Origin of the sequence: Candidatus Cardinium sp. cByotN1 (assembly GCF_022810525.1) — a bacterium.
In the GTDB taxonomy this organism is placed as follows: Bacteria; Bacteroidota; Bacteroidia; order Cytophagales; family Amoebophilaceae; genus Cardinium.
Genome location: NZ_JAACGG010000011.1, coordinates 1 through 15,230, shown reverse-complemented (window position 1 = coordinate 15,230; position 15,230 = coordinate 1). Strand labels below are relative to the sequence as shown.

Below are 15,230 nucleotides of genomic sequence, written 5' to 3'. Positions count from 1 at the left end.
GTAACTTTTTTCATCAGCGCTTGATTTTTTGGCTACTTTTTTTTCAAGCAAAAAGTAGCTTGAAAAAATTCATTTTTTAACAGTGTCAGGAACAGATACCTTTAAGGGATGAACTAATACAATTAGCAAAGGAATATCACACAGTATAATCAATAGATTAAAAACTTTATATTCATCACTCTATTGGTAGCTCAAGCAATACAATAAAATTTAGAAGGTTACCACTTATTTTACTTTTAAGTAAAGTATTAACCTGAACTTGTTCATAATGGGATTAATAGATTAGATCTATCTAATAGCCAAGTGACGTTAATAAAGACGTTAATAAAATATAAGTAGCTTGAAAAAATTCATTTCTGGCCAATTTCGTAAGCAGATAAGGATTCTTTAGTTTTAAAGCTGTTTTGAATCCATTTAGGTAATAAAAAAGCCCCTAATATCAAATAAAGATAAAAAGTAGCCATGCGCCATAAGAGTGCTATCAATAAGGTATAGTCACCTAGCATAGGTTCAAAAAAGTTCTGAAACCAGAATTCTGCAATGCCACTTCCGCCAGGAGAAACAGGAATCAACATCAGTGCCCACATAACCACTTGTTTCCCCAAAATGGCTAGATGCTCACTAAAAGAAACCGAACAATAAGCGGCTATAAAACAATTGATCAATATATAGCGCACCATCCAGGTCAAAAAGGTACAAAGAAATATTTTAGACCAAAAAAAAAGTGTTCTACCCCTAAACTCATGTGAGGTAATCATTATATCCTTACTAAGCTGATAAGCGGACCGACGCCATCGCTTTAGAAAACCAATGCTGGTCACGTAAATTAACATCCACTTTAATAAATTGGGATTGATAAAAACACCAATTGCCATAACCAAGTTATAAACAAAGAAAAAAGCATAAACCATGAAAAAAAAGCCTTTTATGCTACTACTTAATGAGCCTGCCATAGCAAAAATTGGTTCATAGGCACCCCCCAAACCAAGTGAACAAGCTAAAAGAAAGAAAAGATTATCCATAATGCCTGTTACAACAATATAGGCAATCGATCTACCCATAGATAATCCTTCTTTAGATAGGAGAAAAATAGCTACTAGCCCTCCTCCTACTACAGATGGGGTTACAGCCGTCCCAAACTCCCAGAGCAGCGCAACATACGAACAGCTCCTCCAACTCAAGCTATTATTGCTTAAGATACGTAACCTATAGATATGGCCGAACTCTCTTAGTAGAATAGCAAGCAAGGCCAGGCACAAATAACTCCAATTGGGCCCACTTAATAAGACAACAATTTTACGGGAAATTTTACCAGATCTATAAAATAAAAAGCCTGTGATGGCCAGTCCACATAATATAGGAACCCATACTTTTTTAACATTTAAGGTTTTAAGTGCTTCTTGACTATCCATATCAATTTAATGATTAAATTTAGCTGGGTTCAGGTAATTCTGTATTTGATATCCCTTTCACGGAGGGGACCCTAAAGTAGTTTGAATCACTGCTAGGTGCTAGCGCTAGCGCCTGCTTATGGGAAAGTGAATTCAAAACAACATCTGAACGTAAACTAGCAGGTTCTAATCTAGAAGCTTCTTCTAAGACAATACTATTGTCAACGTCAAGTTCATCTAATTGCTCTACCCACTCTACCATGGCATTTAAGTCATGGAGCATCGTATCTCGTTCATGTGGGGGTAACTCAAGCCGACAGAGATATGCCAATTTATTTAAAAGTTCGTTATCAATGATCATATAACCAATACATAAAAAATTACTAATCCTATACAAAGAATATTAGTTCTGACTGTGCAACAATAATTGAACGAGAAGATCCTTTCTGTTAGCAACTACATAGTCTAATGGTATGCAACCGCTACTATCTTGTACATTTGGATCCAATACTACTAATAAGCGACGAACTATCTCTTTACTTTCCTCACCTGATAAAGCAGCTGCACAATGCAACAAGTTTTTGCCATTCTGGCAGCGAATCTTTGTATAATTAAGATCTATTGCTTTGTTAATCAAGTGCTTCATAGCAGATTCATTCTTTTTATAGTCTGCCCAATCCAAGGGTGTCCAACCATCCTTATCTTTGGTATCTATAGCTGCCCCTTTATCAAGCAGGAGCTTAACTATATGACCTGTTGTATCATAAGCAGCAGCCAAATATAAAACTGGAGTACCATATTCATCTGGCTTATTCGGATCCGCACCTTCAGCCAAACATGCCCTAACGCTTTCAATATTACCTTTTTGCACAGCTGCGATCAAATCGGTCTCTTCTGGTGCTACTTGAGTACATCCACAACTCCTTGCTTGCAAGGAACAAAAGATTAGAATAGATAAAGTTAGGTATTGCATATAACAGCGCAACAAAATTAATATAGCTATTACTAACAATAAGACAATGAGTATGTCTATGACGTTATGGCAAGCACTTAATTAGATTTCAATCTACTTAGATTTTGATTTACTAGATTTTGATTTACTAGAATGGGAGTCATTAGGCTGCGATGCAGCCGCCTCACAAATATCTATAACTTCAATCTCAAATAATAGAATCGCATTTCTAGGAATCAACGGTGGTACACCACGCTCACCATAGGCCAAAGCAGATGGTATAAAAAAACGGGCTTTTTCACCTTTCTTAAGCAATAACAAGCCTTCATCCCATCCTGGAATAATTAAGCCAACACCTACCGGAAGTGCAAGTGGACTGTAGGATCTTTGAGGATTATAGAGTTTATTAGCCTTGGCAACTTCCTCCAAACTGGTATCAAAAATAGAACCATCTAATAATCTACCAGTATAATGGACTTTAACGGTCTTATTCTTGACCACAGGCATAGCATCAGCAGATTGGTCAATAATATAAAAAAGACCAGATTCAGTTGAAGAGGCCTCAATATGATGCTTAGCTAAATAGCTTGTAATAAGTTCTTTATCTTTAGCTAGTTGTGTAGCACGACGTGTTGCTAACATTTGCTTGTATTCTGCATCAGTCATAATTTTATCTAGTTTCATAGAGGTTACGAGTTCATCTTCTTTGTTTAAACTGGTGTCCTTTAAAATCTGCTCCAAATATTCTGGGTCTTCTCCTTCGAAATAGTAGCCAAGCGGGCATTTAAAAACCATTTGTTGCTTCTCTTGTATCATATGAATCACTTCAGCCATACACTTATACTTTGATTGGAAAGATTCATCAAATTGCAAGAAAAAAGGTTTGGATTGATCTATTAGTATCCTTTTTTTAGGGATACTTTTTTTCACTTTTTCTACCTCTTTACCGCTACTTTGTTCAGCCTTTTCTACTATTTCTTTGGGGATTACGTGCGTTACAAAAGAAAGCTTGACCCACTCATTATCCTTTACTTTTCTTCCATTACCTTGTCCGATCGCTTTATACGCAAGACCGGATGGGTTCGTCAAAAAAGGATAGCCATAACAATGGTATTGATGATTGTACCAAGCAAGCCCCACGGCTAATGCCAACAATATCCAACAGTATACTATTTTAGGTTTCATATGTTTTAGTTAAAATTAAATTGAGGATGAAGGTCTTTTAATATTTTTTCAAATCGATCGACTGTTTCAGTTAAACGTAAATAGGAAATACCTCCTGCAGCATTTTTATGGCCTCCGCCATGAAAGTAATTTTTTGCAATTAAGTTGGCTGGTATATCGCCAACAGACCGAAGGGAAAGGTATACCATATCATCTTTTTCCTTTAGCACAGCGGCTAACGATATTCCTTTTAAGGATAGGGCATAGTCTACTAATCCTTCTGTGTCACCACTCTTTAAATCGTATCTTTTATAATCTTCTTTTTGAATAACAAAATAGGCTACTTGCAACTCTGATAGCACAACTAAACGCTGGCTGACTGCAAAACTAAAAAAACGCAACCGGTCAAGGGATTTATTATCATAAATAAGCCGTTGCACCTTAAAAGTATCTACACCAAATTCTATCAAATCTGCTGCAATTCGATGGGTTATAGACCTAGTATTTGGATTTTTAAAGGAATTCGTATCGGTTAGAAGACCCGCATACAAACAGGTGGCTATCGAAAGGGTAATTTGATCTTTCTGGCCTAATGCTTCAAAAACTTGAAACAATACCTCTGCACTAGCAGCTGCTTTAGGATCCCATAACAAATGGTCTGCAAAACCTTCTGGTTCTATATGATGGTCAATAACAATTTTAAATAGATTAGGTTGCCGCAATATATAGGCCCATTCATCCAAACGACTAGCAGCAGAGAAATCAACACAAAATAGTAACTCTATTCCCTTGATCTGTTCCAACAAAGCTTCCTGTGTATAGTGGGCTGCTATTACTAAAGAATCTACTCCGGGAAGCCAAGATAGAAAACTAGGATATTCCGTTGGAGAAATTACATGTACAGCATGCCCCTGTGCTTTTAGAAATAAAGCTAAAGCCAAAGAAGTCCCAAGCGCATCAGCATCAGGCCTAGCATGCATAACAACTGCAACTTGCTTAGGTTGAGCTAACTGCTCTTTTAGAATAGATATATCGTACATATAAGGAAAAATCTAATAAAAATTTAGGATATAGAAGCATTATTTTATCTATAAAAAGGTGATTATTAAAAGAATCATAGGTGAAACGCTAACCACTTCTTGCTTTACTAGCGCTATAGTGATAGAGCCAATCTATTCAAATTTATATCTTTCATCAGTGATTTGCTCCAATTCTTCCATAGCCTTAGTAATATAGTGGGGTTGCATCCATCGCTCTATCTGACTCATCTGTTCACTATGTTTTTCTTCTGTTTCTTGCTTATCCCTATTTTTTACACACGCTATAAAAATGCCTTGCTCGTCAATAATTGGATGACTGATCACATTTAGCTTTAACCCAAAACAACTTCCTACAAAAGCTTGGGCTTGCTTAAGATATGCATGATCATTGTCCAAAAAGCGCAAGTCTGCTACCGATTCTACCCTTATATCCTCCCCATACTGCTCTGCTATACCTTGTAGTGTAGTAGCTTGAACTTGTTTTAGTTTATCTAAAATTATTTGGGCTTTTTTTTGATGAAGCACTTTTGAATATACTTCTCGCAAGACTGAATCCAAAGGTAATAAATCGCCTGCCTTAACCTGGTCAACCATAATAGCCAATAGATAAGCATTGCCTACATCAAAAATTGGAGAAACTTTACCCAAGCTAGCCTCATGGTACAACCAACGGACTACTTTGCGGGCAGCTGCATGCACACCTATAGAACTATCAGATGGGGCCAAAGTCTCTTTCTGAATGGTTAACTGCTGCTTAGTAGCCAATTGCTCTAAATCAGCTACATTTTTTAATTGACCAGTAAGATGCTGCAGATGGGTAAAATGCTTATTGCGTGTATGTTCACTGACTTTTTGCTTTTTTTCTATGGATGCAATCTCATAATTGCCTTGTCCCTGTTTAATGAGCTTATACAAAGTATAAACCTGATCATCGACAATGGGCCCTACAATCATACCCACTTTGAGCGTATGCTTTATAGCCCTAAAAGCATGAGGTAACGTATCGACTGTACAAACCAATTGATTATCTGCAGGATTGCCGTCTGTGTGCTGCTTGGCAAAAGTATAGGGGTCAGTTGTAGTGGAAAATTCAACCACAAGTGAATTGAGCTCTTTCTGAAAATCAGAATGGTCTTTTTCATCTGGTTGAATAGGAAAGGTAATGTATTGAATAGTTCTGCTATCTGATGGCGCTTTATAATGGTTTTTGTGGGCAACCATGTAATCCCGCAATTGCTGATTGGTTAGTGGTGGAACCACATCATCTTTAATAGAAGTAAAAGGAATGTAAATATAATCTACTGTACAAAAGAGGCCAGCCTGTTTTGCAGCTTGGGCCATTTCTGATGTAGTCATCAAGTAACTTTTGACCATTAATTGGTTTAATTTCTCTTTGGCTCTTTTGAAAGCGAATTGTTTTTCAATCTCACACCACCATGCTTGTTGGCTTTTGTCTAAGTCTTTTAGATAATTCAATAATTTTTGCTTATCAAATGTGTCTGTTTTAGGATCTTTAAAAGCCCTTAAAAGTTCTGCATCAATATGTTCACCCTGGACCAGGTCAACTAGTTCCCGAGGACCTACCAGCATACCAGCCGCTTCTATCTCTTTACTATATAGCATATGGTCAATTAAATAACGCCATGCACAATCTTTTATACGAGATGCATCTTTTTGGGTCAGTTGCTCCCCTTTTTTTGGGTAACGATCACGAATAGCATCACATAACTTATAGTAATCTATACAGCTAATTTTCTGCCCAGATAGGGTACCAATTTGATCTTTACTGGCAAAGAAATAAGGAACTAGTCGGGGCAATTCACTACCCAAAAACATCATTACAAAAAAAGAGATTACCACAACAACAAAGGTACTACCTGTTTTTCTAAAATTTCCAAGAATTGCCATCTATACAAACTAATTTTAATAATTAAACCTGATGCCAGAGAAATGCTACACAACACTACTAGACTTCTTTTGAACTTGATGCGTTACCAATTAGCAACAAAAGTAGCGTTTTAAAAGTAGCCTACTGTGAATTTACCGCCTAAGAAGATAGAATCAAAATAAGCTATCATAATAGACAGTTGTTACTTCAATAGACCTTTACGTTGTAATACAGTTGTAAAAAATTTAATCTCGTTATCTCCGTGAAATATTTTAAATGGAAGATAAAAAAACTGCACCTTAGAGAGCACCAACAGAAAGTATCCTTTTTTCTTAAAGGCCTTTTTAATATCTATCCATGGTATGGGCATGGCTTGTTTGGCATTTATCTGCATCATCAAATGTTGGTTGTTGATTTCATAACCTACACGCTCAAACATCAGACGATTGGTATCTAGCCGAGTAAGTCCATAAAATTGAATCACCCAAAAGATCAGATAAAAGGCAAAAGCTATTATACCACCCAAAACAAACCAGATCGTTTTTATAAAAAAGGTACTACTCATAAAAAGCACCAAAAGAGGAAAAATCCACCATTGGATGCGCAAAATGTTTTGTATGCCTAATTTAATGTAAAGACTGTTTGATATTTTATATTTTTTTGTTTTGACAATCATAAATTTTTAAGAAATAATTAAAACATAAAGCATTGAAACCCTATTTAGCTAAACTATTTTTATTATCTAAAACATCTGGCTAATATAGTGATTTTACCTATAACTTAAGTATATTGCTTACGTTTAGTTGTTGCCATAAGTTATTCTATAAATCTATAATCTATGTTTGCTACCGCATCATTATTATGCCATAGGCTCTCTATGATTACCCCATGCCATACTATCCAATATAGCATGGCTACAAATAATAATCTACTGGCTCCTCCATTTTGGTTGGCCATACCTTTTATGGCTTTATTATTAATGATTGCTACAGGCCCACTTTTTTTTGCCAATTTTTGGCATAAACACTACCCAAAGATAGCCATATTGCTAGCTACTTTTGTTATTGGATACTATTTTATTGTTTTAGAAAACAAAGTTAAGCCTGTAGAAGCAGCAGCAGAATACATACAGTTTATCGCTTTGATCACTGCTTTATATATTACAACCGGAGCCATTTCTATTAAAGTAAACAAACGTGCTACCCCACTAGCCAACATAACTTTATTATGCATAGGGGCTTTAATGGCCAATTTAATTGGTACAACTGGTGCTTCTATGCTTTTTATACGCCCTTATTTAGACTTAAATAAAGGTCGGATTAAAGTCTACCATATTGTCTTTTTTATTTTTATAGTTAGTAACATAGGAGGTGCATTAACGCCTATTGGAGATCCTCCCTTGTTTCTAGGGTTTCTAAAAGGGGTACCGTTTACATGGACGCTAATACATAATAGTCAACCATGGTTGATGGCTCTTGTCATGTTACTATCTATTTTTTATTGCTTTGACAAGAGGCATAAGGTAATAGTAGAAGATAGGCCCTACCAAGGCACCATCTCTATTTCAGGTGGCAAAAATGTAATTTGGTTGGTTATGGTCATTGGTGCGGTTTTTTTAGATCCAACTATTTTTTCTTGGTTGCCTACTATTGACTACCATGGTCATCCTATTTCTTTTGTACGTGAGTTGATTATGCTAATAGTAGCTACACTTGCTTATTATACAGCAAACAAAAAAGTATTGTTATCCAATGGATTTAGTTTTGAGCCCTTAAACGAAGTCTGCTTAATATTTATAGGTATCTTTGGTACTATGATCCCAGCACTTGAATTAATTGGTGACTTTGCTGCATCTCAGCAAGGTAAACAGTTGATTACACCCACTACGTTATACTGGGGAACAGGGGTATTTTCCTCTATTTTGGATAATGCACCTACCTATCTAAACTTTGTAGCAGCTAGCATGGCAGCACAGGGGGCTAACATTCAACTTGTAGCCGATATGCAAGCATATGCAGCAGGAGGAGCCTACCCTGACTCAGTTATTGGGTTAAATGCTATTTCCGTGGCCTCTGTGTTTTTTGGTGCGATGACTTATATTGGGAATGGCCCTAACTTTATGGTTAAATCTATTGCTGAGCAGGCAGGTATAACCATGCCTTCTTTTGGCCATTATATCTTTCGCTTTTCTATGCCTATTTTGCTCCCTGTACTTTTTATGATTTGGGTATTTTTCTTTTTGTAGCAAAATACAGCTTTGGCAACCAGCCTAATCTAGAAGTAATAGTTATACAAAATGGGTCAAATAGTCAGCCAAGTAACGGCTTTGTTTTTAACGATTGGTCTATGCTTCTCTATGCTTTTTGTCAAGAAAAAGCATGCGTCTTTAGTATGCAAAAGTATAGAAATAGCCATCCAAGATTATAAAGAACAATCTTTTCTAACCGCTCAAGAGCTTGTTGATCTATTGCAAGCAACACATAACATTGCATTACAAAAAACACCATTAAAAAGGATTAACACCTATGCCATACAACAGGAACTTAAAAGCCATCCTCTTATAAAGACAGTACTGGTCTATAAAACTTGGAACGGTGCCTTAAAAGTAGACTTAGTAACGAAATTTTTTATTGCCCGTATGATTAGACTAAATGCGCCAAATGGTTCACAGATTTATGTAGATGAAGAAGGCGGAATGATAGAGCTAAAGGGTCTGCCAATACTTGGCATGTTGGTGGTAATGGGTAGAAATATCATTACTGAAAAAAGTAAACTACATCATAAGGGATTGTTACCATTATTACAATACATTGCTAGCCATCCTTTTTGGCAACGGCAGATTACAAGTTTAGAGGTAGCAGATAATGGGAAAATCATACTTGGAACCCAAATAGGCGGTCATCAAATACAATTTGGCTATCCTCGGGATATAGCTAATAAGTTTGAAAAACTCGAGCTTTTCTACAAGGAGGTTATACCTTATAAAGGATGGAATACCTACCGTCGTGTTAATTTAGAGTTTGAAAATCAGTTGATTTGTGAATAACTTTTATCTATTTACTTGAAAAATTGGTAAATAGGTGTCATTCAGCTAAGTTAATTAGAACTTTTGCAATCGGGTTAACTTTTAGGCCAAGTTAAGCTTTTTTGTTCATCTGGTTTTAGCCAAATGATTTCTATACCTAACTTTTGAATGGCTGGGTAGTAAACCAATGCATGAACTTGCGTAGTATAAATTACCAATGTTTTGATATCCAAGACTTTAAAAAGAATCGCTAGATCATCTAGCAATCTTTCTTCTATGAGTAGGTAGTCGATAGGTAGTTTAGTGCCACGCCATGCATACCAATCAACAGGAATAGTATGCATGGTAAGAATAATTTTTTTATACCAAGTGGCTATGGTACCTCCAGCATAATGGTGTAGTAGACTGGTGGTGCATGGAGAAGCATCGGAGCTTAAAGTCTCTATACCATCTTTTAGCGTAAAAGATAGAGACTGGTTGTTATAACAAATCATCTGGCATTGTTTTTGTTCGGTTATTATCCGTTGTATTTGGTCTACTGTATAAAAGGCTGTACATAAAGTGATTATAATAGGGTAAACAAGATTTTTATATTGAAAAAAAAGACAAACCAACAGGAGGACAATATATAGTAGAGCAACAGTATGCCCATTTACCAAACAAAGTGAAAGCCTACTCATAGGCCATTTTGCTACACAGCAGACCCATTCGTTAGTCGCAAAAATCAATTTTTCTAAAGTACAACCCAGTAACTTATTGACTATAGGCAAATGACTAACGACTAATAATCCGAGACTAAGCGTCAGAATCAAAAAAATCGCAGGCACCACCAACCAATTGGCAACGATAAAATAGAGCGGAAACTGTTTAAAATAATATAGAATAAGCGGAAATGTACCTAATTGTGCAGCAATAGATAGTGTAGTAGCCGTCCATATTTTTTGTAGCCAATAATTCTGAAGAGGTATGAAGCGATAGATGTAGGGTTGTAGATAAAGTATACCTAGAGTAGCCAGATAGGAGAGTTGAAAACCACAGTTAAATAATAAACATGGATTCCATAATAATAGTGTAAAAGCAGAGGTGAGCAATCCATTGTAACTATTTGATCCCCTCCCTATTAGAAAACCTAACCTAGCCATAGTAAGCATAATCGTTGCACGGAGTATAGGTGGTCCAAAATGGCAAAGCCAAGCATATAGCCAAAGCCAGAGGCATGTAGACAACTCTGGTAATATGAAACGTGATATGCTACTAAAAATAAATCTACAAACAGTATGTATAAGAACATAAAACATGCCTACGTGCAAACCAGAAATGGCTAACACATGAATCGTACCTGTATCAGCGTAGGCTTTTTGTAAATCTAGGCTTAACCCCTCTTTGTCACCCCATAATAGCGTGGAGACTAATGCGATAGATTGCTGCTCTTTGAGCTGTTTTTGGAAGGTTTGACTACACCATTTTCTTATGCTTGCTGCCCATTTTCCACTTCGACAAAATAGTTGGTCGTTCACTACGCTAAAATCTTGATCAACTTGCTTTAAAAAATGACGATGTATACAGGGGAGTGATATAAGATGATTGGCTTGTTGCACACGGTCAGATGATACCCTTCGAACAGGTGTACCAGCAATCAATAGCCTATCTCCTTTTTGGGGCTTGTAACTAGATTGTTTAGAGAAATAGAGTTGTATATAAGTATGATTATTGTGCCACCCTGTTTGATTTCTTATGTGAGTCATTAAAGCTTTGCAGCTAAGTGGATGATAGACTTTTTCAATGCAAACACTATAACCCTCTAAATGCTGATTATCTTCAATCCATTTGGGTAAGCTCGTTTTTTTTGCAATTGACAATAATAGGTTGCTGTAGCCTATGAAAAAGACCACCAACAAGCCTATTAGGTTAAGCCATGCCGAAGTAGTGGTTCCAGACCTTATATAAACAGCCAAATAAACTATAATCAGTCCAACCAGTAGCATAAGTGTAATGACCCGGTTTGCCAGGTAATAGCTGGCTAATAAAAGACCACTTATATAAATTAGTATTAGGCGGAAAAAGGGTAAGGTAGTAACACTTGACATAATACTAACTATACTACATAATAGGTTTAAAACCTGATAAGGCTAATCAAGGCTTTTTCGGTGGTATAAAGTAGGCCCAAATTGTTTAAGCATTTGCTTATGTGTGGCCGTTGCATAGCCTTTATTTTTTTTCCAACCATAAGCAGGAAAATCTTTGTCTAATCTTTCCATGTAACGATCTCTATAGATTTTGGACAGTAAATTAGCTGCCGCAATTGTTGCATAGATTTTGTCGCCTTGTGGAATACATTGGTGTGGAATGGTTTGATAGCCATCAAACGACTGTCCGGAAATTAATAATAGATTAGGTAATTTTGTTAATGATTCAATTGCGTTATGTATAGCAAGCTGAGATGCATGGGCAACGCCTATGCTATTAATTTTTTCATGGTCTACTATAGCGATAGACCATGCAACGGCATGGTGTTTAATCTTGAGATATAAGTGAATAGGTGAGTTTGTCATTGACTTACTATTGTATAATATTTCGTTATAAAATGTATGCGGGAGGATGACAGCTGCCCCCACAATAGGGCCAGATATGGCTTTGCTGCCTGCATGATCGCAACCAGCTATATGAGATAAATGATAATCGTTGTATTCAGATTTTAGTGATCTATGTAGTCGGACCATATATAAACTATTTTAATTAATTTACTTAAACGAAGGCTATATTCATATTGGTTATTGCACCTATGCCTAAATAGACCTATTCCTTTATCCAATAGATCTATTGCAAAATAAAAATTTTTATACTACCAAGCAGTGGTATTGATTTTTTTTGAAAAAAATATTTGGAAACATTCCAATAATATTATTCTTAAGAATAATTATATTTGCTTAGTTACGTTTACCTATATGGTAAGTACCATTATAGTGTCAGCCAATAACGCTATTCTATTGGTTTAAATTTTTACCTGCTTCATTTGTTTTATATGGTTCCAGACAAAAATAAATTTGTTCGCTTATGCTTGATATCAGTAGGTTTTTTGGTTTACTTCTATTTTTTTAAACCTAAGTTAGAAACAAAACCTGTTGTAGCGCCAGTTGTCGCTACTAGCCAAACAACTGGGCCATTGGCTTTAGTTGATACAACCAAGCAAATGATGGACACTCCATTTTCGGTTGCACTTCAAGGGAAAGAAAAATACATAACTGTTGAAAATACGTTACTTAAAGTTATACTTAGCACAAAAGGGGGTATCATTAAAAAAGTTATACTTAAGAAATACAAAGATCAGCATGGGGAAGAGCTAGTCTTATTGGATGAAAAGAGCAGTAATATGGGGTTCTGTTTTCCTTATCAAAACCTACTTATAGATACCAAAGCTTTATATTTCCAAACTCAAGCTAGCTCTACCTACAAACTCAAAGAATCCCAAGCAGTTAAAATAGTTTTTCGACTAGCCTTAAGTCCATCTCAGTATTTAGAGCAATCATTTGCATTTACGGGTGATAGCTATCAAATCAATTATGATTGGCAAGCTGTTGGTATTGTTGACACAGGGAAACATCCTCTTTTTTCATGGAATATGGATATGAAAAATTTAGAGGCGGATCATAAAGCAGATGCTTCTAGAAGTACGGTTCATTATGCTTTATTGGATAACACTTTTGATAAGTTAAAAGAATCTTCAACAGAACTTGAAACAAAGAAAATAGAAGTGCCTGTCAAATGGGTTAGTATCAAGCAGCGCTTTTTTTCTTCTGCCATTATTGCTGAAGATGCCTTTGCTAGGGGAGAACTACATATGCAACCAGTCCAATCGCCTGGTGTTACCAAGTCTGCTCATCTATCTTTAGCATTATCAACGGAACAAGACGATCAAGCAAAGTGCAATGGCAAGTTCACCTTTTTCTTTGGTCCCAATGATTATAAAGTTCTTAAAAAGGTTACAAAAGGGTTTGAGCAAAACTTACCTTTAGGGTGGACGATTGTCAAGTGGGTAAATAAAGGACTAATTATTCCACTTTTTTCTTTTTTGGAAAAACATTTTTCTAATTATGGGCTAATTATCTTTTTATTGGTTCTCATCATTAAGTTGCTCTTGGCACCACTCTCTTATAAATCTTTTATTTCCATGGCTAAAATGCAGATCCTAAAGCCTGAATTGGATAAGATAAAAGAGAAATATAAAAATGATTTACAAAAAGCACAGCTTGAACAAGTAGCTTTTTATAGAGAGTTAGGCATTAACCCATTGAGTGGCTGTATGCCTATCCTACTCCAAATGCCCATTCTATTGGCTATGTTTAACTTTTTTCCTCATGCTATTGCACTACGACAAGCCTCTTTTTTATGGGCACATGACTTGTCAACCTATGATAGCATTATGCAACTTCCTTTTACTATACCAGTCTATGGTAACCATGTAAGTTTGTTTACCTTGTTGATGGTGCTATCAACCATTTTATACACCCAATCTAGTAATCAGAGTAGTCCAAAGGAAGGCCCTATGAAGCTACTCTCCTATATTATGCCTTTTGCTTTTATGTTTGTTCTAAATACGTTTCCTGCTGGATTAAGTTTTTACTATTGTATTTCCAATGTTATGACTTTCCTGCAGCAAAAACTTATTAGCTATTGGGTTAATACAGATAGTATTAAAGAAAAACTCATTGCTAGGCAAAAAAGTTCAAGTCAAAGTACTAAGCTTTCTTTTCAATCTAGGATTACTGCTGCCATTGAAGCCAATAATAAGAAAAAGAAATAACTGCCAAGCATACCAAGCAAGGGTGATCTTATATTATTAAATCTAATGATTGCACAACTTATAGGAAAATTATTGCACAAAGAACCGACTTATGTTGTTTTAGATGTGGGAGGGGTAGGATATGAATTACCGATTTCTTTATATACTTTTGATCAAATCAAACTATTAGATAGTTGTACTTTATTTACCGTTATGCAGGTAAAAAGTGATGCTTCTACCCTTTATGGTTTTTATACGCTAGAAGAAAAATCATGGTTTTTGCACCTTATTTCTGTTGGTAGTATTGGGCCAAAGATTGCTTTAACCATTTTGTCTTCTCTCACACCAGTAGCCTTACACAAGGCTATTCTAAGTAAAGATGTGCGCTTGCTTACCTCTATTAAAGGTGTTGGTGCAAAAGCTGCACAACGCTTGATACTGGAATTAGCAGATAAAGCACAAAAGCTACATGTGATGGCAGAAACTACTTTACCACAAGCTAGTAACAGCAAGCTAGATCAAGATGCCATCATGGCTTTAATGAAATTAGGGCTTACCCAAAAAGTTGCAGAAAAAGCAATTACAACCGTACGAGAAGAGGCTATAACCTCGCTTACTTTGGAAGAGCTTATTAAAAAAGCATTGCAGCCACATGCCTAGAAGTGACCTAGCTGTTTATGAGGAATAAAGAATATATCAAAATTTGTATTGATTATAGCTATAAAGGATCACCACTATTTACACGGTATTTGTTCAGGGAAATGGTAAAAAAAGCTTTTTTATAACACTTTTTGCTTGATCAAAAAGTGGACAAAAAATCAAGCGCTGATAAAAAGTACCTGTTCAAGTCAGTGGCAAATAGATGTTTTTAACTTACTTTTTTCTTGATAAAAAAGTAAGCAAAAAATCAAGCCCTGGGTAAAAAGTTGCAGAAAGCAGCCCTCACAGCTGGAAAAACAGAGCTCGCCCCCTTCGCGGGCTTCAAACAGG

The 15,230-nt window shown here is 36.0% G+C and carries 13 protein-coding genes; 4 read left to right on the top strand and 9 right to left on the bottom strand.

Annotation, left to right across the window (positions count from 1 at the left end; translation table 11 throughout):
- Positions 1-350: 350 nt before the first annotated feature.
- From MUW73_RS00490 to MUW73_RS00460, 7 genes are all read right to left on the bottom strand, one after another.
- Entirely contained in the window at positions 351-1,412 is a 1,062-nt protein-coding gene (locus tag MUW73_RS00490; RefSeq protein WP_243018017.1) for a lysylphosphatidylglycerol synthase transmembrane domain-containing protein, read from the bottom strand.
- A 19-nt stretch (positions 1,413-1,431) separates the two neighbouring features.
- Positions 1,432-1,752, bottom strand: coding sequence for an Asp-tRNA(Asn)/Glu-tRNA(Gln) amidotransferase subunit GatC (gene gatC, locus MUW73_RS00485; protein ID WP_243018016.1), 321 nt, complete (start codon positions 1,750-1,752; stop codon positions 1,432-1,434).
- A 42-nt stretch (positions 1,753-1,794) separates the two neighbouring features.
- On the bottom strand, positions 1,795-2,364 hold the full coding sequence (locus tag MUW73_RS00480) for an ankyrin repeat domain-containing protein (protein WP_243018015.1): 570 nt from the start codon (positions 2,362-2,364) through the stop codon (positions 1,795-1,797).
- A 93-nt stretch (positions 2,365-2,457) separates the two neighbouring features.
- Positions 2,458-3,528, bottom strand: coding sequence for an FKBP-type peptidyl-prolyl cis-trans isomerase (locus MUW73_RS00475; protein ID WP_243018014.1), 1,071 nt, complete (start codon positions 3,526-3,528; stop codon positions 2,458-2,460).
- A 5-nt stretch (positions 3,529-3,533) separates the two neighbouring features.
- On the bottom strand, positions 3,534-4,547 hold the full coding sequence (locus MUW73_RS00470) for a DHH family phosphoesterase (RefSeq protein WP_243018013.1): 1,014 nt from the start codon (positions 4,545-4,547) through the stop codon (positions 3,534-3,536).
- 132 nt (positions 4,548-4,679) lie between these two features.
- A complete protein-coding gene (locus MUW73_RS00465) occupies positions 4,680-6,455 on the bottom strand; it encodes a SurA N-terminal domain-containing protein (RefSeq protein WP_243575140.1) in 1,776 nt (591 codons plus the stop codon).
- A gap of 182 nt (positions 6,456-6,637) precedes the next feature.
- Positions 6,638-7,111, bottom strand: a complete 474-nt coding sequence (locus tag MUW73_RS00460) for a YcxB family protein (protein WP_243018011.1) — start codon at positions 7,109-7,111, stop codon at positions 6,638-6,640.
- Positions 7,112-7,273: 162 nt separating this feature from the next.
- On the opposite strand from MUW73_RS00460, the gene MUW73_RS00455 reads away from it, so the two are divergent.
- Positions 7,274-8,680, top strand: coding sequence for a sodium:proton antiporter (locus MUW73_RS00455; RefSeq protein ID WP_439099491.1), 1,407 nt, complete (start codon positions 7,274-7,276; stop codon positions 8,678-8,680).
- A gap of 51 nt (positions 8,681-8,731) precedes the next feature.
- Positions 8,732-9,481 (top strand): hypothetical protein, encoded by a 750-nt coding sequence (locus tag MUW73_RS00450; RefSeq protein WP_243018010.1) that lies wholly within the window; start codon positions 8,732-8,734, stop codon positions 9,479-9,481.
- 74 nt (positions 9,482-9,555) lie between these two features.
- Here the strand turns inward: MUW73_RS00450 and MUW73_RS00445 are convergent, their stop codons facing one another.
- Both MUW73_RS00445 and MUW73_RS00440 read right to left on the bottom strand, forming a co-directional pair.
- The gene (locus MUW73_RS00445; RefSeq protein WP_243018009.1) at positions 9,556-11,547 is read right to left on the bottom strand and encodes a ComEC/Rec2 family competence protein; all 1,992 of its coding nucleotides are present in this window, start codon (positions 11,545-11,547) and stop codon (positions 9,556-9,558) included.
- Positions 11,548-11,589: 42 nt separating this feature from the next.
- Complete coding sequence (locus MUW73_RS00440; protein ID WP_243018008.1) at positions 11,590-12,180, bottom strand: ribonuclease HII; 591 nt, start codon at positions 12,178-12,180, stop codon at positions 11,590-11,592.
- Positions 12,181-12,482: 302 nt separating this feature from the next.
- Here MUW73_RS00440 and yidC point away from each other — a divergent pair, with 302 nt between their 5' ends.
- Both yidC and ruvA read left to right on the top strand, forming a co-directional pair.
- Entirely contained in the window at positions 12,483-14,261 is a 1,779-nt protein-coding gene (gene yidC / locus MUW73_RS00435) for a membrane protein insertase YidC (protein ID WP_243018007.1), read from the top strand.
- Positions 14,262-14,306: 45 nt separating this feature from the next.
- On the top strand, positions 14,307-14,900 hold the full coding sequence (gene ruvA / locus MUW73_RS00430) for a Holliday junction branch migration protein RuvA (RefSeq protein WP_243018006.1): 594 nt from the start codon (positions 14,307-14,309) through the stop codon (positions 14,898-14,900).
- Positions 14,901-15,230: the final 330 nt, after the last annotated feature.